Source organism: Sphingopyxis sp. FD7, assembly GCF_003609835.1.
Lineage (GTDB): Bacteria > Pseudomonadota > Alphaproteobacteria > Sphingomonadales > Sphingomonadaceae > Sphingopyxis.
Window position 1 is genome coordinate 2,510,847 of sequence record NZ_AP017898.1, and the last position, 20,724, is coordinate 2,531,570.

General features: G+C 66.1%; 20 protein-coding genes. 14 read left to right on the plus strand and 6 right to left on the minus strand.

Annotated features, from left to right (window positions below; translation table 11 throughout):
* Window positions 1-159: 159 nt before the first annotated feature.
* The 3 genes from SPYCA_RS11915 to SPYCA_RS11925 all read right to left on the minus strand — a co-directional run bounded on the left by SPYCA_RS11915 (window position 160) and on the right by SPYCA_RS11925 (window position 3,582).
* Entirely contained in the window at window positions 160-1,905 is a 1,746-nt protein-coding gene (locus tag SPYCA_RS11915; protein ID WP_120220669.1) for a tetratricopeptide repeat protein, read from the minus strand.
* 516 nt (window positions 1,906-2,421) lie between these two features.
* Window positions 2,422-2,889 (minus strand): VOC family protein, encoded by a 468-nt coding sequence (locus tag SPYCA_RS11920; RefSeq protein WP_443029483.1) that lies wholly within the window; start codon window positions 2,887-2,889, stop codon window positions 2,422-2,424.
* Window positions 2,890-3,069: 180 nt separating this feature from the next.
* Window positions 3,070-3,582: a DUF3617 family protein gene (locus tag SPYCA_RS11925; RefSeq protein WP_172595054.1), complete on the minus strand. Its 513-nt coding sequence runs from the start codon at window positions 3,580-3,582 to the stop codon at window positions 3,070-3,072.
* 82 nt (window positions 3,583-3,664) lie between these two features.
* On the opposite strand from SPYCA_RS11925, the gene uvrB reads away from it, so the two are divergent.
* The 4 genes from uvrB to SPYCA_RS11945 all read left to right on the plus strand — a co-directional run bounded on the left by uvrB (window position 3,665) and on the right by SPYCA_RS11945 (window position 8,207).
* Window positions 3,665-5,851: an excinuclease ABC subunit UvrB gene (uvrB, locus tag SPYCA_RS11930; RefSeq protein ID WP_120222310.1), complete on the plus strand. Its 2,187-nt coding sequence runs from the start codon at window positions 3,665-3,667 to the stop codon at window positions 5,849-5,851.
* Between the two features lie 140 nt (window positions 5,852-5,991).
* Entirely contained in the window at window positions 5,992-6,339 is a 348-nt protein-coding gene (locus tag SPYCA_RS11935) for a type II toxin-antitoxin system RelE/ParE family toxin (RefSeq protein WP_120220674.1), read from the plus strand.
* The gene (locus tag SPYCA_RS11940; RefSeq protein ID WP_120220676.1) at window positions 6,317-6,607 is read left to right on the plus strand and encodes an addiction module antidote protein; all 291 of its coding nucleotides are present in this window, start codon (window positions 6,317-6,319) and stop codon (window positions 6,605-6,607) included. The genes SPYCA_RS11935 and SPYCA_RS11940 overlap by 23 nt, the downstream gene beginning before the upstream one ends.
* A gap of 94 nt (window positions 6,608-6,701) precedes the next feature.
* Complete coding sequence (locus SPYCA_RS11945; protein WP_120220678.1) at window positions 6,702-8,207, plus strand: S10 family peptidase; 1,506 nt, start codon at window positions 6,702-6,704, stop codon at window positions 8,205-8,207.
* Between the two features lie 47 nt (window positions 8,208-8,254).
* Here the strand turns inward: SPYCA_RS11945 and SPYCA_RS11950 are convergent, their stop codons facing one another.
* Entirely contained in the window at window positions 8,255-8,881 is a 627-nt protein-coding gene (locus tag SPYCA_RS11950) for a DUF937 domain-containing protein (protein ID WP_232003286.1), read from the minus strand.
* Between the two features lie 131 nt (window positions 8,882-9,012).
* On the opposite strand from SPYCA_RS11950, the gene SPYCA_RS11955 reads away from it, so the two are divergent.
* Together SPYCA_RS11955 and SPYCA_RS11960 are read left to right on the plus strand one after the other, a co-directional pair.
* A complete protein-coding gene (locus SPYCA_RS11955; RefSeq protein ID WP_120220682.1) occupies window positions 9,013-9,411 on the plus strand; it encodes a DUF3597 domain-containing protein in 399 nt (132 codons plus the stop codon).
* Between the two features lie 218 nt (window positions 9,412-9,629).
* On the plus strand, window positions 9,630-11,474 hold the full coding sequence (locus SPYCA_RS11960) for a DUF885 domain-containing protein (protein ID WP_120220684.1): 1,845 nt from the start codon (window positions 9,630-9,632) through the stop codon (window positions 11,472-11,474).
* Window positions 11,475-11,573: 99 nt separating this feature from the next.
* Here SPYCA_RS11960 and SPYCA_RS11965 read toward each other — a convergent pair whose 3' ends face one another.
* Window positions 11,574-12,032: a hypothetical protein gene (locus tag SPYCA_RS11965; RefSeq protein ID WP_120220685.1), complete on the minus strand. Its 459-nt coding sequence runs from the start codon at window positions 12,030-12,032 to the stop codon at window positions 11,574-11,576.
* Between the two features lie 203 nt (window positions 12,033-12,235).
* The gene (locus SPYCA_RS11970) at window positions 12,236-13,837 is read right to left on the minus strand and encodes a phosphoenolpyruvate carboxykinase (RefSeq protein WP_120220687.1); all 1,602 of its coding nucleotides are present in this window, start codon (window positions 13,835-13,837) and stop codon (window positions 12,236-12,238) included.
* Window positions 13,838-14,448: 611 nt separating this feature from the next.
* On the opposite strand from SPYCA_RS11970, the gene SPYCA_RS11975 reads away from it, so the two are divergent.
* The 8 genes from SPYCA_RS11975 (at window position 14,449) to SPYCA_RS12010 (ending at window position 20,722) form a co-directional block, all read left to right on the plus strand.
* Entirely contained in the window at window positions 14,449-15,159 is a 711-nt protein-coding gene (locus SPYCA_RS11975) for a response regulator transcription factor (RefSeq protein ID WP_120220689.1), read from the plus strand.
* Window positions 15,125-16,756, plus strand: a complete 1,632-nt coding sequence (locus SPYCA_RS11980; RefSeq protein ID WP_232003287.1) for a sensor histidine kinase — start codon at window positions 15,125-15,127, stop codon at window positions 16,754-16,756. The genes SPYCA_RS11975 and SPYCA_RS11980 overlap by 35 nt, the downstream gene beginning before the upstream one ends.
* A 53-nt stretch (window positions 16,757-16,809) precedes the next feature.
* Window positions 16,810-17,256 (plus strand): HPr kinase/phosphorylase, encoded by a 447-nt coding sequence (locus SPYCA_RS11985; protein WP_120220691.1) that lies wholly within the window; start codon window positions 16,810-16,812, stop codon window positions 17,254-17,256.
* Complete coding sequence (rapZ, locus tag SPYCA_RS11990; RefSeq protein WP_120220693.1) at window positions 17,253-18,203, plus strand: RNase adapter RapZ; 951 nt, start codon at window positions 17,253-17,255, stop codon at window positions 18,201-18,203. The genes SPYCA_RS11985 and rapZ overlap by 4 nt, the downstream gene beginning before the upstream one ends.
* Before the next feature lie 14 nt (window positions 18,204-18,217).
* A complete protein-coding gene (locus SPYCA_RS11995) occupies window positions 18,218-18,646 on the plus strand; it encodes a PTS sugar transporter subunit IIA (RefSeq protein ID WP_120220695.1) in 429 nt (142 codons plus the stop codon).
* Window positions 18,643-18,921: an HPr family phosphocarrier protein gene (locus SPYCA_RS12000; protein ID WP_120220697.1), complete on the plus strand. Its 279-nt coding sequence runs from the start codon at window positions 18,643-18,645 to the stop codon at window positions 18,919-18,921. Before SPYCA_RS11995 ends, SPYCA_RS12000 begins: the two co-directional genes overlap by 4 nt.
* A 120-nt stretch (window positions 18,922-19,041) precedes the next feature.
* The gene (locus tag SPYCA_RS12005) at window positions 19,042-19,854 is read left to right on the plus strand and encodes a TrmH family RNA methyltransferase (protein ID WP_120220699.1); all 813 of its coding nucleotides are present in this window, start codon (window positions 19,042-19,044) and stop codon (window positions 19,852-19,854) included.
* A gap of 160 nt (window positions 19,855-20,014) precedes the next feature.
* Window positions 20,015-20,722 carry an META domain-containing protein gene (locus tag SPYCA_RS12010; RefSeq protein ID WP_120220701.1) on the plus strand — a complete coding sequence of 236 codons (708 nt, stop codon included), beginning with the start codon at window positions 20,015-20,017 and terminating at the stop codon, window positions 20,720-20,722.
* Window positions 20,723-20,724: the final 2 nt, after the last annotated feature.

Consider the following 20,724-nt stretch of genomic DNA (forward strand, 5'->3'; position numbering starts at 1 on the left):
GGCTGGCGCGGACCACCCGCCGATGCGGCCTGTCATCCCTGTCGCATTGCCCGAAACGCGGGCGCGCCCCTTTCCGCCCCTCTGGCGCCCGTCGCCGAAATAGGCACCGCGATCCCCGCGCGAAAGACCGGGCGCCGCGAATAATCGGCGCGCGGAGGCTCAGCCCGCCGGGGGGCCGACGACGCCGGATTGGCGCAGAGCCGCCGACGCCCGCGCGATCACCGTCGGCGTGATCATGAAGCGGCCGAGCACCTGTTCGGGCGACGCTTCGGCGGGCTGGCGCGTATGGTCGAGCAGGCGTCGCCACAGCGCGCGTGCCGCCTCAACCTCGCCCTGCCGCGCCAGCACGACCGCGCGCACCATCAGATATTGCGGCTCCAGGTTGGTCGGCGACGGCATCCGGTCGAGGATCGCCTGCGCCTCCGCCTGTTCGCCGCGCTGCGACAGGATGAAGGCCAACGCCACCGCGGGCACGCCGGGGTTGGAAGGGTCGAGCGCGAGCGAACGGCGCAGCAGTTCCTCGCCCTCCTGCGCGCGGTCGCACGCCACCTTGAACAGGCCGAGAAAGCCGGCCATGTCGGCATCAAAGGGATTGAGCGCCCGCGCGCTGTCGCCCATCGCGATTCCCCCGGCGCAGTCGCCGGCATAGAAGTGCGCGCGCGCCATCGCGAACTGTCCGGCCGAGGCATTGGGATTTTCGCGATAGGCGCGCAGCGCGAGCGCGCGCGCCTCGACAAAGGCTTCGCGGCCGGCGGGCGTCCTGCGCTGCGGCTGCCAGTCGCCGAAACGCACGAGCGACAGCGCCGCGAGCGCAACCGGATCGCGCGGGTTGGCCTCGATCGTCGCGCGGAGGCAGCCGTCGACGCGCTTCGCCGTCGCCGGATCGCGCATCTGGCGCAACCGGTTGAACTGGGCGAGGCAGGGATAGCCGGGCGCATAATTGTCGGGCTGGCGCCGGATCTGGTCGCGCACGATCACGCCATAATCGCCCCCGAGCTGGGCGATGACGGGCTCGACGGCGGTGAACTCGGGCGTGTCGAAATGATCGAGCCGCAATTGCTGCGACCAGATCGCACGCTGATCGGCGACGCGATTGAGCACCAACGTCACATCGACAACCCCGTCGACCGTGCGGACGAGCGAGGTGTCGAGCCGATAATCGGCGGTGCGCGGAGCCGCGTCGCCCATGGCATTCGCGGCGAGCAGGTCGATCAGGTCGAACCGGCGCAGCCCATCGCGCAGCCTGCCGTCGAGCGCGCGAGCAAGCGCACGCGATTCGGGCAGATTGCCCGATTCCGGCGCGCTGATTTCGAGCAGGGGTTCCGGCACCGGATCGCGCCCGAGCAGGCGCAGCGCTTCGCCGCGCAGTGCCCAGAGCGCCAGAAAGGCGAGCGCCAGAAGCAGCAGGGCGACGATCCACCGACCGAAGCGGCCGCCGCCCGAGCTGGCGGCGGTCGGCGGCACCGCATCGCCGCCCATCGCCGCGGCTGCGGTCTTGACGTCATCGCCGTCGTCCAGCCCCTCGGTCCCGCGCGCGGCGGGCGGCGACGAGCGATGCTGGACGACCACTTCGTAACTGCCTTGCGGCACGCGCAGCCGGTGGATCCACGGCGTCTCCGCATAATAGCGGTCGAGCAGCGTCCGCAGCCGACCGACCATCACGCGCGGATAGCTGTCGACCGCGGGGTCGAAATCCTCGCTTCGTCCCAGCGCCTCGGTCGCGATCGCATAGGCCTTGGGCGCGCTGCGCCCACCGCGCAGCCGATGCTCGACAAGGAATTGCAGCAGCCGCGACAACACCGGCGAGCGCGTGAACATGGGCGATTCGAGCAGACGCTGAAGCTCCTCGGCGATGATCCGATCGACCTCGTCGGGGTCCATTTCGTTCGTTTTCGCCTGGTCCATGCTACCCTCAAATGCCCGCGGCGGGCGATGCGGTAGATACGCCAATCGTCCGGCGCGCCTACCCTTTGTTACGCCCTCGTAACGGTAACACGCCGGCCGATCCTCATATCAGATGTCCAGAGCCGCTCCAATGCACGACCGAAAAAGGCGAAAACGGGTTAAGAAAGGGTTATCAAAAAGCGACACACCGGCATGTGACCCCTTGTAACTGCCCCGAAACGGGATTTCTGTCATTCTTTTCACCGCTGCATCGTCGTTATATCGATGCGCCGTGAGGCCCAAGGCGAATGGTGCGAGCTGGTCCCTGGCACCCTTCGAATCCCCTCAGGCCTCATTTCAAGACTTCGCCGGGCGGCTCGACAGCCCCACCTGTTCTCCGCCCGGCAAGTCGATCCGCATGTCCGCGATCGAGCGCCGCGCGTGGCGAGGCAACAGGCGCGGCGACGCACCGATGTCGAGGCAGGACAGGCGACAAGGAAGATCGGAAGCGCGGCGCGCGCTGCCAGCCCGCCGCGGTCAGGCCGGCCCGATCCGAAAGGCGCAAAGCTTGTTGCCGTCGGGATCGCGGAAATAGGCGCCGTAAAAGGCGCGCGCGCCCTCATCGCCGCGCACCCCCGGCGGTCCTTCGCAGCGGCCGCCGAGTTCGAGCGCCCTGGCGTGGAGCGCGTCGACCTTCGCGCGCTCGTCGACGACGATCGCCGCCATATGGCCGTTGCCGGGATGCGGCGGCTGGCCGTCATAGGGCCGCGTCACCGCGATTCCCGGCTGCCCCCAGTCGGTCGCATAAAGGGTGAAGCCGTTCGCTTCCTCGTCGGACATCCGCATCAGTTCGCGCGCGCCGACGGTGGCGAGCAACTCCGAATAGAAACGGCGCGCGCGGTCAAGATCGCTGGCGCCCATGGTGACATAACCGAGCATCGTGCCCTTCCCTTTCTGCCGTTGGCATTGGTCGCCAGGCTTGCCGAAGAGAGCCTCCGTTTCCACGGAACCCCTCCGAACTTCGTCATAGAAGGCCCAGGGCCGATCGCCATTCAGAAGCTGGCGAGTCGAAAATGGCGGTTTCCGTGACCCGGAGCGCAGCGTGCTTTTTGCACGGGAGCAGCGGAAGCGCACAAGGCCGCCATTTGCAGACCGCCAGAGCTGAATGGCGATTGGTCCTAGGCGTCAGCTGGTCGCCGGCGCCTTGCACGGACCGGTGTGCGTGCTCGTCATCTGCATCACCATCTCCATGTCGCCGCCGGTCGGTATCTTGCCCTTGGTGGTGATCGTCACGTCGGACTTTTTGGCTTCCATCGTGCCGTTCATCGCCATTTCAACGGTCTGGCCGTTGGCGGTGCAGGTGCCGGCAACGTCGATCTTGCCGCCCGCGACATCCTTTTTCGACCAGGTGCATTCGCCGCCGTTGCCCGGCCCCTTGGCAAGCTCCGCCGCGATATCTTCCTTGTCGACCTGTTCCTGCGTGAAGCACTGGTCCATGCCGCTGGCGCCTTCGACCATCTTGGTCATGCCGTCCCTCATTTCGGGCGGCATTCCCGGAACCTCGAACTTCACCAGCTTGACCTCGGTCTTCCAGTTGCCCGCCTCGCGCTTCACCGTGCCGCCGGCATTCTCCGCCTTGCCGCAGCCCGACAGCGCCAGAAGCGTGCCGAGGGCCGCAATCACCATCATTTTCTTCATCGCCTGTCTCCTCTGGACTCGCAGCTGCTCGTTTCTGTCATTGCGATTGTGGACCCGCTCCATCGATACCATATTGGCAGCGATGGCAATCCAGATTCGCACCTCGCTCGACGAAATCGACACCGCCGAAGGCTATGTCCCGCACCGCCCCGCCCGCCCCGACAAGGTCGAGGGCGGCAAAAGATTTGAACTGGTCAGCGATTATGAACCCGCGGGTGATCAGCCCACCGCGATCAGGGAGCTGGTCGATACCGCGCGCGCGGGCGAGCGCGATCAGGTGCTGCTCGGCGTCACCGGATCGGGCAAGACCTTCACCATGGCGAAGGTGATCGAGGAATTGCAGCGCCCGGCGCTGATCCTTGCGCCCAACAAGATCCTCGCGGCGCAGCTCTATGGCGAGTTCAAGAGCTTTTTCCCCAACAATGCGGTCGAGTATTTCGTCAGCTATTACGACTATTATCAGCCCGAGGCCTATGTGCCGCGCAGCGACACCTATATCGAGAAGGAGTCGAGCGTGAACGAGGCGATCGACCGGATGCGCCACTCGGCGACGCGCGCCTTGCTCGAGCGCGACGACGTGATCATCGTCGCCTCGGTGAGCTGCCTTTACGGCATCGGTTCGGTCGAGACGTACTCCGCGATGATCTTCGATTTGAAGAAGGGACAGGTCGCCGACAGTCGCGAAATCATCCGCAAGCTTGTCGCGCTGCAATACAAGCGCAACGATCAGGCCTTTGCGCGCGGCAATTTCCGCGTCCGCGGTGACAGCCTCGAAATCTTCCCCTCGCACTATGAGGACATGGCGTGGCGTGTCAGCTTCTTCGGCGACGAGATCGAGGAGATCACCGAGTTCGACCCGCTGACCGGCAAGAGGATCGCGAGCCTGAACAGCATCCGCATCTACGCCAACAGCCACTATGTCACGCCGGGTCCGACGCTGAAACAGGCGACCGAGGCGATCCGCCACGAGCTCGCCGAACGGCTGAAGGAGCTGGAGGCCGAAGGCCGCCTGCTCGAAGCGCAGCGGCTCGAACAGCGCACCAATTTCGACCTCGAAATGATCGCCGCCACCGGAAGCTGCGCGGGGATCGAAAATTACAGCCGCTTCCTGACCGGCCGCCTGCCCGGCGAGCCGCCGCCGACGCTGTTCGAATATCTGCCCGACAATGCGCTGCTCTTCGTCGACGAGAGCCACCAGACGATCCCGCAGATCGGCGCGATGTCGAAGGGTGACCATCGCCGCAAGATCACCCTCGCCGAATATGGCTTCCGCCTGCCGAGCTGCATCGACAACCGGCCGCTGCGCTTCGCCGAGTGGGACATGATGCGCCCGCAGACGATCAGCGTATCGGCGACGCCGGGGACGTGGGAGATGGAGCGCACGCAGGGCGTCTTCGCCGAACAGGTGATCCGCCCCACCGGCCTCATCGACCCGCCGGTCGAGATCAAGCCGGTCGAGGAACAGGTCGACGATCTGATCGCCGAGGCGAAAAAGACCGCCGCGGCGGGATACCGCACGCTGGTGACGACGCTGACCAAGCGCATGGCCGAAGACCTCACCGAGTTTCTCCACGAGGCCGGGCTGAAGGTCCGCTACATGCACTCGGACGTCGAGACATTGGAGCGCATCGAGATCATCCGCGACCTGCGTTTGGGGGTGTTCGACGTGCTCGTCGGCATCAACCTGCTGCGCGAGGGGCTCGACATTCCCGAATGCGGGCTCGTTGCGATCCTCGACGCCGACAAGGAAGGCTTCCTGCGCAGCGAAACCAGCCTCGTCCAGACGATCGGCCGCGCCGCGCGCAACGTCGACGGCCGCGTCATCCTCTACGCCGATCGCATCACCGGCAGCATGGAACGCGCGCTGCGCGAAACCGACCGGCGCCGCGCGAAGCAACAGGCGTATAACGAGGCGCACGGCATTACCCCGACGACGATCAAGCGCAACATCGGCGACATCATCGCGCATGTCGCGTCGAAGGACGGCGTCGTCATCGACATCGGCGAGGACAAGCCCGCGCACATGGTCGGGCACAACCTCCGCGCCTATATCCAGGAGCTGGAAAAGAAGATGCGCGACGCGGCGGCGGACCTCGAGTTCGAGGAAGCCGGCCGCCTCCGCGACGAAATCCGCAAGCTGGAAGCCGACGAGCTGGGCCTGCCGCCCGACCAGCAGATCGCGCCGCGCGTGGGCCGCAGCAACGAGGGCAAGCCGGGGACGAGGAAAGGGCGGTTCGGGAAGCAGAGCAAGACGAAGTGGGGGCGGTAGGCCGCTCAGAATAGCAGCTTGTCGCTATGCGACTTGTGATTTGCCAAATGGCGTCCGATGACGGACGTGGGTAACAATCCAATCGAGCGATAATTAGGACGTCACTAACTGGCGACCTACGAATGCAGGATTGGATTGACATGGATGAAAATGTCCTCTATAAAGGACAAGCTTACCAACTGGCGGAAACGACCGAATTCGCCCGTTGGTTCGGTTCGTTGCGGGACGTTCGCGCGGTTGCCAAAATCGCCGATCGCCTGAAACGCGCGTCGAACGGCAATTTCGGAGACCATAAATCCGTCAAGGGCGGCGTCTTCGAAATGCGGGTCGACTATGGACCGGGCTATCGGGTTTATTTCTTCCGGCGCGGTAATGAGCTTGTCATTCTGCTTTTCGGTGGCGACAAGCGCAGTCAGGATGACGATGTCGCCCGCGCCAAGCGGTTGAAGGAAGAGATTGAAGGACGTGACGGAGCTACGACCCTTTGACGCAGCGAACTACCTTACGACCGAGGAGCATATCCTTTATTATCTCGAAGCGGCGATGGAAGGGAATGACCCGAAACATATCGCCAGTGCGCTCGGCGACGTCGCCCGTTCGAAAGGCATGAGCGAAATCGCTCGCAAGACCGGACTCGGCCGGCAAGCGCTTTACAATGCCCTATCGGAAAATGGTAATCCCACACTGGAAACGCTGATGGCCGTGCTCGATGCCCTCGGCCTCGAATTGTCGGTGCAGCCCAAGAAGGCCGCCTGATACCTTCGACGAAACCCCGTCTGTAACCGACAAGTAGCCTTGCCGCCGTCCCTTGGGCTGCATAGGGTCGCCCCGCAATCGGGGAGATATATCCATGAAATCGGGTCTTTCGTTCATGGCCTTGGCGCTTGCCTTCGCCGCGCCCCCCGCGCTTCACGCGCAGGACAAGCCCGACGACAAGGCCAAGGCCGAAAAGCCCGCCGACTATGAACCGCAAATCCGCACCACCAAGCTCAGCGGCACCTTCGGCGGCCAGCGCATCAATTACGCCGCGACGATCGGCGAGACGATCATCAGCAACAAGGAGGGCGTGCCCGAAGTCGCCGTCGTCACCACATCCTATGTCAAGGAACCGCGCGACCCCAGCCGCCCCGTGACCTTCCTGTTCAACGGCGGCCCCGGTTCGGGCACCGTCTGGTTGATGATGGGCGCCTTCGGCCCCAAGCGCGTCGCGATTCCGGGCACCGGCGTCGACGACGGCGCCCCGCCCTATCCTATCGTCGACAATCCCGACGCGCTGCTCGACGTCACCGACATCGTCTTCATCGACCCGCCGGGCACGGGCTTCTCGCACCTGATCGGCAAGGCCGACCCCGAGGATTATTATGGCGTGACGCAGGATGCCAAGCTGGTCGCCGAGGTGATCCGCCGCTGGCTCGCCGACAATGGCCGCTGGAACAGCCCCAAATATCTCGGCGGCGAAAGCTATGGCACGACGCGCACCGCCGCGGTCGCACACCAGTTGATGAACGCGACCTATAACGACGTTGCCTTCAACGGGCTGATCCTGATTTCGGCGGTGCTCGATTTCGCAGCGGGCGCCGACACGCCGGGCAACGAGCTGTCGCCGATCACCAATCTGCCATCGATGGCGGTGACCGCGCTCTATCACGGCAAGGCGCAGGCGGCCTCACCCGAAGCCTTCGCCGAAGAGGCGCGGCAATGGGCGATCGGCCCCTATGCGACCGCGCTGCTCAAAGGACAGAAATTGCAGGGCGAGGAACGCGCCGCGATCCGCCGCGAGCTGGCGCGCTTTACGGGCCTGTCCGAAACCTATCTCGAACAGGCGGATCTGCGCGTCACGCCCGCGCGCTTCTACAAGGAACTGCTGCGCGATCGCGGCCTCACCGTCGGGCGGCTCGACAGCCGCTACACCGGCAAGGATTATGACAGCGCCGGCGAATCGCCCGACAACGACCCCAGCTTTTACGGGATCGACGCCAGCTACACCGCCGCGATCAACAGCTGGCTGCGCGACGGGCTGGGGTTCAAGACGACCCGCGAATATCAGTCGATCAGCGGCATCGGCAGCCAGTGGGACTGGCGCATCGGCGGGCGCGACAGCAACGCCTATCTCAACGTAGCGCCCTGGATCGGGCAAGCAATGCGTGAGAACAGCGGGCTGCGCGTGCTCGTCGCGCAGGGCTGGTATGATTTCGCGACGCCCTTCTTCGCCGCCGAATATGCGCTGTCCCGCACCGGCATTCCGCAGGACCGGATCCGCTACACCTATTATGGCGCGGGCCACATGATGTATATTCGCGACGAGGACCGGCGGAAACTGTCGGAGGATGTGCGCGCCTTCATCCGCGCGCGATAAGGCGTCAGGTCCGACCGGCCCCGGCGCCTGTCGGCTCCCGCATCCCGCTACCCCCGCATCTTGTTCGCCATGCCGAGGATGTCGTCGAGCGGATTGCCGTCGCCGTCCATATCGAGCATCTGGCCGATGCCCCCAAGCCCGCCCGCCGAGGGTGCCGCACCGCCGCCCAATGCGCCGCCGAGGATATTGCCGAGCATTCCGCCCAGGCCCCCGTCTTCCACGCTCCCCTGCCTGCCCTGCTTCGCCATATAGCCCGCGACCATCATCGCGAGAATCGGCAGCATCTTCTTGAGCAGCCCGGTATCGAGCCCGGTCTCGGCCGCCGCCTGCCCCGCGACGGTGCGGCTGACGTCCTTCGACCCGAAGATCTGGCCGAGCACGTCATGACCCGCCTGAACCGGCGTCGGCTGGGGGCCAAGCACCGCGTCGAGCAGCCCGCCGCCGCCGAGCTGGCCGAGCAGCCCGCCGAGACCTTCGACGCCGCCGCCCGCCTGCGCCTGTTTCTTGAACCCGCCGAGGATCGCGGGGAGCAGCGCGTCGGCGCCCTGTTTCGCCATCGCGGGCGGCACGCCCAGTTCCTTCGCCATCGATTCGATGCCGCCCGCCTGCGCCAATATGTCGGTGAGGTTCATCGCGCCTGTCTCCCGCCGGGGCGCCGATCGGTCCGCGCCCATGACCCGACTATAGCAGCACCGCAGCGCACGGCGAGACGTTCATTTGGCTGTCATTATCAACACCATAGTCCTAGCCTGCGGTTCCCCGACTCGGCCTTTTGGCCGGACCGCGCGATAGTGGGAGTGAAATCATGGGCATTTTCAGCAGCATCAAGGATGCGATCTTCGGCAAGAAGGCCGAAGCCGCCGAACCCTTGGCCCCCGCGGCCCCCAGCCCCGTCGGCTCCGCGCTCGACGCCGCGACGCAGGCGATGGCGACCGCCGCCGCCCAGCCGGTCGATGTCGAGGCGATTTTGACCGCCGAGGCGGCCAAGACCGATCAGGATCTCAACTGGCGCACTTCGATCGTCGACCTGATGAAATTGCTCGGCCTCGATTCGAGCCTCGCCAACCGCAAGGAACTCGCGACCGAACTCGGCTATACCGGCGCGCTCGACGGCAGCGCCGAGATGAACATCTGGCTGCACAAGGCGGTGATGCGCGAGCTTGCGGCGAACGGCGGCAAGGTGCCCGCCGACCTGATGGATTGACGAATCAAATCCTCCCTGTGCCGCAGGCATGGGGAGGTGGCAGCGGCGCAGCCGCTGACGGAGGGGCCATGACGCACCGTCGCGGCCCCTCCACCATCCTTCAGATGGCCCCCCTCCCCACCGCTTTCGCGGCAGGGAGGATCGGCAATGACATTGACCGTCGCGGCCCGCCCCCTAAACAGGTTTCAACCGAAACAAGTCGCGCAAGGGAGCCGCCAGTGCATCATCCGCTTTCCGTCCCCGTCAGCCGCCGCCACACGCTTGCCGCGCTCGGCGCGGGCACCGCCGGCATCGCCCTCGCCGGTCCCGCCGCGGCATTGCAGGGCGCCCCCAAAAGCGGCACGCAGCAGTTGCTCGATTCGATCGCCGACAATCTCCTTGCCCATTCGCCCGAGGGAGCAACGTCGCTTGGCATCGACACCGGCGCCCGCGCGGCGATGCGCGGCGAGCTGGGCGACCGGTCGCCGGCGGGGGTACAGGCGCTCGCCGACACGCTGAAGGCCGATGTCGCGCGCGTCCGCGCCGTCGACAAGGCGGGCCTCGACCATGCGACGCGCACCAGCCTGGCGGTCGTCGAAAGCGCCTATGACGTCGCGCTCGCGGGCTTTGCCCTTCCCTATGGCGACGTCGCGGTCGGCGGGTGGCGCAACACGCCCTATGTCGTGATCCAGAATGTCGGCGCCTATCTCGACATTCCGAAGTTTCTCGACAGCGACCATCCGGTCAAATCGTCGGCCGACGCCGAAGCCTATCTCGCGCGCCTCAACGCCTTCCCGGGCGTCCTCGACGGCGAAACCGAACGGCTGAAGGCCGCGGGCGCGCAGGGGCTGATCGCCCCCGCCTTCCTGATCGACAAGGCGGTCAAGCAGATGGAGGCGAGCCTTGCCGACGCGAGATCGGGCGGATCGATGGTCGAAAGCCTGGCGCGCCGCGCGGCCGCGGCCAAGCTGGGTGGCGACTGGGGCGCGCGCGCCGCAAAGGTCGTGCAGGGCCCGGTCGCCGCCGCGCTCGAACGCCAACTTGCCGAGCTGACGGCGCAGCGGCCCAGGGCGACGATGGACCCTGGCCTGTGGGCGCGCCCCGGCGGCGACGAATGGTATGCGTGGGGGCTGCGCGCCTCGACCACCACGCGCATGACCCCCGACGCGATTCACGAAATGGGGCGCCAGGAACTCGCCGAACTCCACGGCCGGATGGACCCGATTCTGAAGAAGCTGGGCTATACGAAGGGCAGCGTCGGCGACCGGATGAACGCGCTCGCCAAAGACCCGCGCTATCAATTCCCCGACAATGACGCGGGCCGCGCCGAGATCGTCGCCTATATCCAGACCTGGCTGGGCAAGATCCGCGCCGAACTGCCGCGCGCCTTCCGCACCCTGGTCAAGGGCAATGTCGAGGTGAAGCGGCTCCCTCTGGCCGAGGAACCCGGCGCGCCCGCGGCCTATGGCGGCGCGGGGTCGATCGACGGCAGCATTCCGGGGCGCTTCTGGATCAACCTGCGCACGACCGAATTGCACAGCAAATACTCGCTCCCCGATCTGACGATGCACGAGGCGATCCCCGGCCATGCGTGGCAGGGCGAATATGCGCATTCGATGCCGCTGATCCGCACGATGCTGGCGTTCAATGCCTATTCGGAGGGCTGGGCGCTCTATGCCGAACAGCTTGCCGACGAACTGGGACTTTACGACGATTTCGAGGTCGGACGGCTCGGTTACCTCCAGTCGCTCGCCTTCCGCGCCTGTCGTCTCGTCGTCGATACCGGCCTCCACGCGAAACGCTGGACGCGCGAGCAGGCGGTGCGCTTTTTCGTCGAGGAAAACGGCTCGAACCCGCTCGAGGTCGCGAGCGAGGTCGATCGCTATTGCAGCTGGGCCGGGCAGGCGTGCGGGTACAAGGTCGGGCACAGCGAGATCGTCCGCCAGCGCGGGCTGGCGCAGGCTGCGCTGGGACCGAAATATGACCTGCGCGATTTCAACGACGTCGTGGTGAAGGGCGGCAACGTCCCGCTTGACGTGCTGGCGCAGAATGTCGCGGAGTATGTGCGGGAGGCGAGGGGGTAACATATTTGTGTGTCCCCGCGAAGGCGGGGATCCATCTCCTGCGGGTTCAAGATGGCACCCGCCGAAGATGGGCTCCCGCCTTCGCGGGAGCACACAGCTTTACGCAATTCCCACAGGCAGCGGCGCCAGATCGGGCTCCACGAACCCGCGTCGCGCCGCGACCGAAAACAACCGCTCGCGGCTGTAAAAGCGCAGCGGCCAGTCGCGTCGGCCGACGTCGGACAACAGCAGCGCGTTGACGCGCGCGGTCAGGCCGCTCGCGGTCGTCTGCGACAGAAAGAGCCGCACTCCCGCCACATAGGCGCGGGTGATGCTGTCGTGATAGCCATTATGGTCGTCGTTCACCCCGCCGACGCTTTCGTTGAAACGGCGGATGAGCCCCGCGATCTCGGCATCGACGTCAATGTCTGCGCGCTCGGTGAGCAGCCACAGACATGCGGCGAGATGCGCCTCGTGCGTCCACGCCTCACGCGGGAGGGCACAGGCGAGCAGCCCTTCGCCCAGCGCGCGAATGTCGGAATCGCGCTCGAACAGGCGCGGCGAAAAATCGGTGGTCATTGGCGCGGTCCTTCCAGGTGAGTGAGCACCTGTAAGAAGTCGGCGTTTATCCCTTACCTTATGTAGATCCTACTTGGTCATTGCGAGGAGCGTAGCGACGAAGCAATCTCCAGCTATCGGCCATGGCGCGACGAGCGCTGGAGATTGCTTCGCTGCGCTCGCAATGACGCTTATGGATGCGCGCGGGGTAAGCGCCGAAGAGGTTATGCGGCGACGGCGGCCTGCGGAGCTGCCTGACGGACGCCTTCGTCGACATGGTCCGCGAATTGCGCGAAATTGTCGATGAATTGCTGGACCAGCACCTGCGCGGTGCGGTCATAGGCTGCCTTGTCGGCCCAGGCTTCGCGCGGGTCGAGCAGGCTCGCATCGACCCCCGGCACCGCGACGGGGACCATGAAGCCGAAATAGGGATCGCGGCGGAAGGCGGCGTCGTTAAGGCTGCCATCGAGCGCGGCGTTGAGCAGCGCGCGCGTCGCCTTGATCGGCATCCGCTTGATCCCTTCCATCGTCGCCATGCCGCCGGTCCAGCCGGTGTTGACCAGCCAGCACTGGACGCCGCCTCTGGCGATGCGCTCTTTCAGGAGATTGCCGTACACCGACGGATGACGTGGCATGAAGGGCGCGCCGAAACAGGTCGAGAAGGTCGCCTCGGGCTCGGTCACGCCGATCTCGGTCCCCGCGACGCGCGCGGTATAGCCCGACAGGAAATGATACATCGCCTGATCGGGGGTCAGCTTCGCGATCGGGGGCAGCACGCCATAGGCGTCGGCGGTGAGCATGATGATGTTCTGCGGCACCGGCCCCATATTATTCTCCGAGGTGTTCGGAATGAAATCAATGGGATAGCTGCCACGGCTGTTCTCGGCGAGGCTCGCGTCGTCGAAATCGAGCTCGCGCGTCACCGGGTCCATCACGACATTTTCGAGCACCGTGCCGAAACGCTTGGTGGTCGCGAAAATCTCGGGCTCGGCCTCGGGCGACAGGCGGATCATCTTGGCATAGCAGCCGCCCTCGAAATTGAAGACCGCAGTGTCCGACCAGCCATGCTCGTCATCGCCGATCAGCGTGCGGCTGGCATCGGCCGACAGCGTCGTCTTGCCGGTCCCCGACAGGCCGAAAAAGACCGCGGTGTCGCCCTTCGGCCCGATGTTCGCCGAACAGTGCATCGGCATCACGCCCCTTGCCGGGAGCAGGTAGTTGAGGATGCCGAACACCGACTTCTTCATTTCGCCGGCATATTGCGTGCCGCCGATCAGGATCAGCTTTTCGGTGAAATTGACCGCGATCACCGTTTCGCTGCGCGTGCCATGCTTTGCCGGGTCGGCGCGAAAGCTCGGCAGGTCGACGATCGTATATTCGGCCGCAAAGCCCGTCAGCTCCTCGGCCGTCGGGCGGCAGAGCAGGGTGCGGATGAACTGGCTGTGCCAGGCGAATTCGGTGATGACCTGCACCGCGACGCGGTGTTCCGCCTGCGATCCGCCGAACAGCTGCTGGCGATAGAGGCGCGGACGCGCGGCGAGGTGCGCGAAGAAATCAGCCTTCAGCGCCGCGAAATGATCGGGCGCCATCGGCACATTGGTCTTGCCCCACCAGATCGTATCGCGCGTTTCGTCGTCCTGAACGATGAACTTGTCCTTCGCGCTGCGTCCCGTGTGTTTGCCGGTCGCGACAACGAGCGGACCGTCCTTGGCAAGCCGGCCTTCGCCGTGCCGAACCGCATCCTCGACCAGCGGCGCGGTGCCCCAGTTTTCGGCGACATCCGCCTGCGTTTCGATGGTGTCGCCGCCGATCACAACCTTGGTCATTTCACTCGCCTTTCCTTGGCCCGCGGCGCCTTTGCATAGGTATGCAGGACATGCCGTGCGAAAGCGATGGGCCCGCACGAACATGGGGTGCCGACGAAACGCCGATTCCGAAATCCCGGCCGCGTTAGCGAGGATGCGCGCCGAGGTCAAAAGATTAAAGGGTGAATCGAGACTGGGGACCGACGCGGTTGTCCTATGCTCCTTCCCCTTGATGGGGAAGGATACGCAGCCCTGGCCGCGAAGCGGCTTGGGCGAAGTTGGATGGGGGTGATGGTGCGTCCGAGCACGGTTACTGATGGCCGGGACCGCTCCCCTGCCGCTGCAACTAATCACCTGAATCTGAAGTTCGCCACATTGATGTCGTCACCCCGGGCCTGACCCGGGGTCCCGCTTCCTTTCGCGCACGGACGGAAGAAAAAGCGGGATCCCGGGTCAGGCCCGGGATGACGATGATGAAACGAACGTCGATTCCACCATGCTGGCAAATCCACCATGCTAGCGAACAAGTTCGCAAGTTTCGCTGCCCCCCTCGAGGGGAGGAGAGCAAGGCATGTGGTTGTGGCTAAGGGGCTTATCCGCTAATTCCCTTCCAACCCGCCAACGGAAAGAGCATGACGGCAACCATCGCGCTGGTCGACGACGACCGCAACATCCTGCAATCGCTGTCGATCGCGCTTCAGGCCGAGGGGTTCGCCACGCGCGTCTATTCGGACGGCGAGGCGGCGCTGAAGCCGCTCATCGACAATCCGCCCGACCTCGCCGTCTTCGACATCAAGATGCCGCGGATGGACGGGCTCGAGCTGCTCCGCCGCCTGCGCGAAAAAAGCCAGCTTCCGGTCATCTTCCTGACCAGCAAGGACGACGAGATCGACGAGGCGCTGGGCCTTGCAATGGGCGCCGACGATTATATCGCCAAGCCTTTCTCGCAGCGGCTCGTCATCGCGCGCATTCGCGCGATCCTGCGCCGCGTCGAATTGAACCGTGCGACGCCGAGCGAGGATGACGAACCCGTCGCCGAGCCGATCACGCGCGGGCGGCTGCAAATGGACCCCGCGCGCCACAAGGTCAGCTGGGACGGCAAGGACGTGACGCTGACCGTCACCGAGTTTCTGATCCTCGAAACGCTGGCCAGTCGCCCCGGCATCGTGCGCAGCCGCAACCAGCTGATGGACGCCGCCTATCAGGACGATGTCTATATCGACGACCGCACGATCGACAGCCACATCAAGCGGCTGCGTCGCAAGTTCCGTGAGGTCGATCCCGATTTCGACGCAATCGCCACCCTCTATGGCGCCGGTTACCGCTTTGCCGACGAGGGCTGATCCCCTGCCCCCCGACGCGAGCGCGGCCGAACAGGAGGAATCGCCGCTCGTCTGGTCGGCGCGCTGGTCGCTGACGACGCGCATCCTGGCGGTCAACATCCTCGCGGTCGCGCTGCTCGCGGGCGGCTTCTATTATCTCGACACCTATCGCACCCGGCTGGTCGATACGCGCATCGCGGTGATGGAAGATCAGCTCGCGATGCTCGACGCCGCGCTGGAAGCGGCGCGTCCCGAAGAACGCGACCGATTGATCGGCGAATTCGCCGAAGCGACCGAATCGCGCCTGCGCTTCTACGCCGCCGACGGCCGCCTGATTTCGGACAGTTTCCAGACCGGCGCGCCGACCTATACGTTGCGCGATCCCAATTTGCAGGCGTGGCAGCGCGACGCCGCGCGGGCGATGGATCGCGGGATCGACTGGATCGTCGGCGCACCGACCTATCCCGACTTTCGCGAGCCTGCGGTCGATAATGCCGCGGCGTGGCCCGAAGTGATCGAGGCGCAGCGCGGCGGGTTGCCGACGAGCCGCTTTCGCTATGCCCCCGAACGCACGCCGCTGCTCAGCGCGGCGCGGGTCGTCGATCTCGACACGCCGCAGACGGTGCTGATGACGCTCAACGCGCGCGATATCACGCGCACGGTGCGCGCCGAGCGCTTCCGCCTCGCCGTCGTCGTCGCGATGGTGCTGATCGCCTCGATCCTTTTGTCGCTGTTCCTTGCGCGCACGATCGTCCGCCCGCTGCGGCGGCTTGCGCGCGCCGCGGTGCGCGTTCGCCTTGGCCGGGCGCGCGAAGTCGTCGTCCCGCGCCTGCCGAGCCGCCGCGACGAGATCGGCACGCTCGCGCGTGCCCTCAGCGACATGACGCAGGCGCTGCGCGAGCGCATCGACGCGGGCGAGCATTTCGCCGCCGACGTGACGCACGAGCTCAAGAATCCGATCGCGTCGGTGCGCTCGGCGATCGAGGGGCTGGGGCGCGTCCAGTCCGACGAACAGCGCGCGCAGCTGCTCGCCATCGCCGACGAGGATGTGCGGCGGCTCGATCGGCTGGTGAGCGACATCAGCGAGGCGAGCCGCGTCGACGCGCAATTGTCGCGCACCTTGTTCGAGCCGATCGACGTCGGGATGATGATCGAATCGATGCTCGCGGCGCGCAAGGCGCGGATCGACCCCGACACGCCGCACCCCCGCCTCGCCTTCGCGCGCCCACGCAAGGGCACCACCATCGTGATGGGCGACGGCCACCGCCTCGAACGCGCCATCGACAATGTCATCGACAACGCCATCAGCTTCTCCCCCGAAACCGGCCTCGTCTGCATCGCCGCGACGCGGCTGGGCGATGAGGTGCATGTCCGCGTCGACGACGACGGTCCCGGCATCGACCCCGCGCAGCGCGAAGCGATTTTCCGACGTTTTCACAGCGAGCGCCCACCCGGCGAAGCCTTTGGCCGCCACAGCGGTCTCGGCCTTGCGATCGCGCGCACGATCGTCGAGGGGCATGGCGGGACGATCAGCGCGCGCGACCGCGACGACGGCAAGCCGGGTGCGAGCCTGCTCATCACCCTGCCCGCCGCCGAAAGCGGGACAGCCGCCAACTGACCGCAACAGCCTATCGCCTTGCGGCCCCGCTTCGCCGCCGGTAAGCCTTCGCCATGCTTCCGAGCCGGACCAGACCCGAAATCGTCAACATCCATGCGAGCTGCGTCGCCGCGGGCAATGGCGGGGTGCTGATCCTCGGCAATTCGGGGCAGGGCAAGTCCGACCTCGCGCTCCGTCTCATCGACCGCGGCGCCAGGCTCGTCGCTGACGATCGCTGCGACATATGGTTCGACCGTGGCCGGCTGTGGTGCCGCCCCCCCGAGACGCTGGCGGGCAAGCTGGAGGTGCGCGGGATCGGTATCGTCGAACGGCCATGGACCGCGCCGGTGCCGCTGGCGCTCGCGGTGCGGCTGACCGACCGCTACGACCGGATGCCCGCGGTCGGTCAGGTCGAGACGGTCGCGGGCCATCCGCTTCCCGCGCTGCTCTTGTCGGCGTTCGAGGTGTCGGCGCCGATCAAGATCATGCTTGCGCTCGAACGGCTGGCGCCCGCGGCATGAGCGGACAGGTAAGCCCGAGCGCCGAGTCGCGGCTGCTCCTCGTCACCGGCCTTTCGGGTGCAGGCAAATCGACGGTGCTGAAGGTGCTCGAGGATCTGGGCTGGGAGGTCGTCGACAATCTGCCGCTCGCGCTGCTCGAAGCGCTGATCGACGCGCCGGTGAAGCGCGGCGAGACGGAACGCCCGCTCGCGATCGGCATCGACAGCCGCAGCCGGGGGTTTCGTCCCGCGCTGCTCGTGCGGCGGATCAAGGAATTGCGCGAGGGCGGCGGGCGCGACATCCAGACGCTGTTCCTCGATTGCGCGGGCGCCGAGCTCGAACGCCGCTTTTCCGAAACGCGGCGCCGACATCCCCTCGCCGAGGATCGCCCCGCCGCCGACGGCATCGCACGCGAGCGCGAGATGATGGAGCCGCTGCGCCGCTGGGCCGAGCATGTCGTCGACACGACCAATTACAGCAGCAACGATTTGCAGCAGGAGGTGCGCCAGCGGTTCGGCGACGCCGAGGACGATAACCCGGTGCTCAACATATTGAGCTTCGGCTTCGCGCGCGGGTTGCCGCGCAACGCCGACCTGGTGTTCGATATGCGCTATCTGCGCAACCCGCATTGGGATCCGAAGCTCAAGCCCGGCACCGGCCTCGATCCCGATGTCGCCGCCTATGTCATCGCCGACCCGGCCTATGAAGACAGCGTGTCGCAGATCGAGAAGCTGATCCTGACGCTGTTGCCGCGTTACCGGGCCGAAGGCAAAAGCTATGTCACCATCGCATTCGGCTGCACCGGCGGACGTCATCGTTCGGTCCATGTCGCCAGTCGTGTTGCCCGAACGCTACGCGATAACGGATATGAGCCAGTGCTGACCCACCGCAATCTTGACTCTGCCCCGCAAGATGGGCTTGAGGGCAAGCCCCCGCCCGCTGCCCGCGCGTCGGGCGGCAAACGATAAGGGTCGATCACTGCATGCCGAACGACAAGGCTCTGCCGCTCCTGGGAATGGTGCTCGTCACGCACGGCCGCCTCGCCGAGGAAATGGTCCGCGCGATGGAGCATGTCGTCGGCCCGCAGCGTGCCGTTGCTACCGTGTGCATCGGCCCCAACGACAATATGGAGATGCGGCGCCAGGAGATCGCCGACGCCATCCGCAGCGTCGATGAGGGCCGCGGCGTGGTGATGCTGACCGACCTGTTCGGCGGCACCCCCTCGAACCTGGCGATCAGTCTGCTCGAGGCCGGAAGGACGGAGGTGATCGCGGGCGTCAACCTGCCGATGCTGATCCGCCTCGAAAGCGCGCGCAAGTCGATGGAACTGCGCGCCGCGGTGATCGCGGCCAAGGAAGCGGGTCAGAAATATATTTCGGTCGCATCCGAAATGCTGGGAGTGGGGCCGTGAACGAGGTCTCCGAAACCGTCGAGATCACCAACCAGCGAGGGCTGCACGCGCGCGCGAGCGCCAAGTTCGTAACCTTTGTCAGCCGCCTGCCCGAAACGGTGACGGTCGAGGTCGAACGCAATGGATCGCGCGTCAACGGCACCTCGATCATGGGGCTGATGATGCTGGGCGCCGCCAAGGGCGACACGATCACCATCCACACGCGCGGCGACGGCGCCGACGCCGCGCTGCTCAAACTCGTCGGGCTGGTCAAGGACAGCTTCGGCGAGGATTAGCGGTCGGCCTTTTCTTGTTTGGGTGTCCCCGCGAAGGCGGGGATCCATCTCCCGCCGGTCCAGGACAGCGCCCACGAGAGATGGACCCCCGCCTTCGCGGGGGAGCGGGAAAGTAGAAATATGAGCGGTCGTCGTTCCACCATCGAAAGCCTGTCGAACCCGCTCGTCAAGCGGATGCGCCTGCTGCGCGAAAAGCGCCATCGCCGCGCCGAGGGGCTGTTCCTGGCCGAGGGGCTGCGCATCGCAACCGAGGCACGCGAGGCCGGCGTTCTGCCGAAATGGCTCTTCCTTGGTCCCGAAGGCACGGCGCATCCGCTGGCGCAAGAACTGATTGAAGCAACTCTGGGCGCGGGCGGCGAGGTGGTCGACACGACGCCCGCGATCCTGTCGAAACTGTCGGGCAAGGATAATCCGCAAACCATCGTCGGCATCTATGCCGAACCCCGGGCGACGCTTGCCGACATCGACCGCGATGCGGCGCCGATCTGGCTGGTCGCCGAGCGGCTCCGCGATCCCGGCAATCTCGGCACGATGCTGCGCACCGGCGACGCGGTCGGCGCGGGCGGGCTGATCCTCCTCGACGACAGCACCGACCCCTATGGCGTCGAGGCGGTGCGCGCGAGCATGGGGGCGATCTTCACGCAAAGCCTCGTGCAGGCGCGCTGGGACGAATTCCTGCCCTGGCTGCGCAGCGGGCCCGGCGAGCTGGTGGCAACCTGGCTCGGCGACGACAGCGTCGATTATCAGGCGGTGCGTTACAGCGCGCCGACCTTCATCCTCGTCGGCAATGAATCGCAGGGACTGCCCGCCGATTATGCGTCGGCGGCCGACGTGCGCGTGAAAATGCCGATGCTGGGCAAGGCCGACAGCCTGAACGCCGCGGTTGCGGCGGCGGTGATGGCCTATGAGGTGCTGAACCAGCGGAGGCGCTGATGAGGGAGCGGCATTTTGGTTCAGCCGGGCGCCAGCATCATGCTATTATCCCACGCTCACGTCCCGTTCGCATCGAGCGAAGTCGAAATGCCCCTCGACCATGCTCCATGCCGATGGGTGTCTCGACTTCGCTCGACACGAGCGGAACCAGGGAGTGTCTATGCCCAGATTCCTTTCCGCCTGCACCCTCGCCCTGACGCTCGCCGCCTGCGCTCCGGCCGCCAAGGCCCCACAAGGCCCCGGCGCGACCCCCGCCGCCTATATGGCGCTCGGCACCGAGCCCGGCTGGACGCTCGAGATCACGCCCGCGCGGCTGAACTATGCCGGCGACTATGGGGAGACGATGATCGCGCTGCCCAATCCGGGGGCGCAGGTCACCACGGCGGGCAAACGCTATGCCGCCGGTCGGCTGACGGTCGAGGTGACGCCGGGCCCGTGCAGCGACGGGATGAGCGATCGCCGCTATGCCGACACGGTGACGGTGGTGGCCGATGGCAAGACGGTGACGGGATGCGGCGGCGATATATTGCCGCCCGATGCGCTGGCGGGGACCAGCTGGACCTTCGTGTCGATCGCGGGCGTGCCGGTCGCGCCCGACCGGCCAACCTCGCTGGCGTTCGAGGGCGCGCGGCTGAGCGGCAGCGCGGGCTGCAACCGTTTTTCGGGGAGCTATTCGGTCGCGGACGGCACGCTCACCGCGGGGCCGCTGATGGCGACCAGAATGGCCTGCCCCGGCGCGGGGATGACGCAGGAAAGCGCCTTCTTCGCGCTGATGCGCGGGCCGGTGCGCCTGCACTTCCCGAGCGACGGGACGCTGGAGATCAGCGGAACGGACGGGCAGACGGCGGTGTTGAAACGGGCAATTTGATC

Bases quoted from the DNA above. Each gene is read 5' to 3' on its own strand.
- SPYCA_RS11965 (WP_120220685.1), bottom strand. From the start codon at position 12,032: ATGACCACCGATTTTTCGCCGCGCCTGTTCGAGCGCGATTCCGACATT.
- SPYCA_RS11975 (WP_120220689.1), top strand. From the start codon at position 14,449: ATGACGGCAACCATCGCGCTGGTCGACGACGACCGCAACATCCTGCAA.
- SPYCA_RS11945 (WP_120220678.1), top strand. From the start codon at position 6,702: ATGAAATCGGGTCTTTCGTTCATGGCCTTGGCGCTTGCCTTCGCCGCG.
- SPYCA_RS11925 (WP_172595054.1), bottom strand. From the start codon at position 3,582: ATGAAGAAAATGATGGTGATTGCGGCCCTCGGCACGCTTCTGGCGCTG.
- SPYCA_RS11935 (WP_120220674.1), top strand. From the start codon at position 5,992: ATGGATGAAAATGTCCTCTATAAAGGACAAGCTTACCAACTGGCGGAA.
- uvrB (WP_120222310.1), top strand. From the start codon at position 3,665: ATGGCAATCCAGATTCGCACCTCGCTCGACGAAATCGACACCGCCGAA.
- SPYCA_RS12010 (WP_120220701.1), top strand. From the start codon at position 20,015: ATGCCCAGATTCCTTTCCGCCTGCACCCTCGCCCTGACGCTCGCCGCC.
- SPYCA_RS12005 (WP_120220699.1), top strand. From the start codon at position 19,042: ATGAGCGGTCGTCGTTCCACCATCGAAAGCCTGTCGAACCCGCTCGTC.
- SPYCA_RS11950 (WP_232003286.1), bottom strand. From the start codon at position 8,881: ATGGGCGCGGACCGATCGGCGCCCCGGCGGGAGACAGGCGCGATGAAC.
- SPYCA_RS11980 (WP_232003287.1), top strand. From the start codon at position 15,125: ATGGCGCCGGTTACCGCTTTGCCGACGAGGGCTGATCCCCTGCCCCCC.
- SPYCA_RS11955 (WP_120220682.1), top strand. From the start codon at position 9,013: ATGGGCATTTTCAGCAGCATCAAGGATGCGATCTTCGGCAAGAAGGCC.
- SPYCA_RS11985 (WP_120220691.1), top strand. From the start codon at position 16,810: ATGCTTCCGAGCCGGACCAGACCCGAAATCGTCAACATCCATGCGAGC.
- SPYCA_RS11970 (WP_120220687.1), bottom strand. From the start codon at position 13,837: ATGACCAAGGTTGTGATCGGCGGCGACACCATCGAAACGCAGGCGGAT.
- SPYCA_RS11915 (WP_120220669.1), bottom strand. From the start codon at position 1,905: ATGGACCAGGCGAAAACGAACGAAATGGACCCCGACGAGGTCGATCGG.
- SPYCA_RS11995 (WP_120220695.1), top strand. From the start codon at position 18,218: ATGCCGAACGACAAGGCTCTGCCGCTCCTGGGAATGGTGCTCGTCACG.
- rapZ (WP_120220693.1), top strand. From the start codon at position 17,253: ATGAGCGGACAGGTAAGCCCGAGCGCCGAGTCGCGGCTGCTCCTCGTC.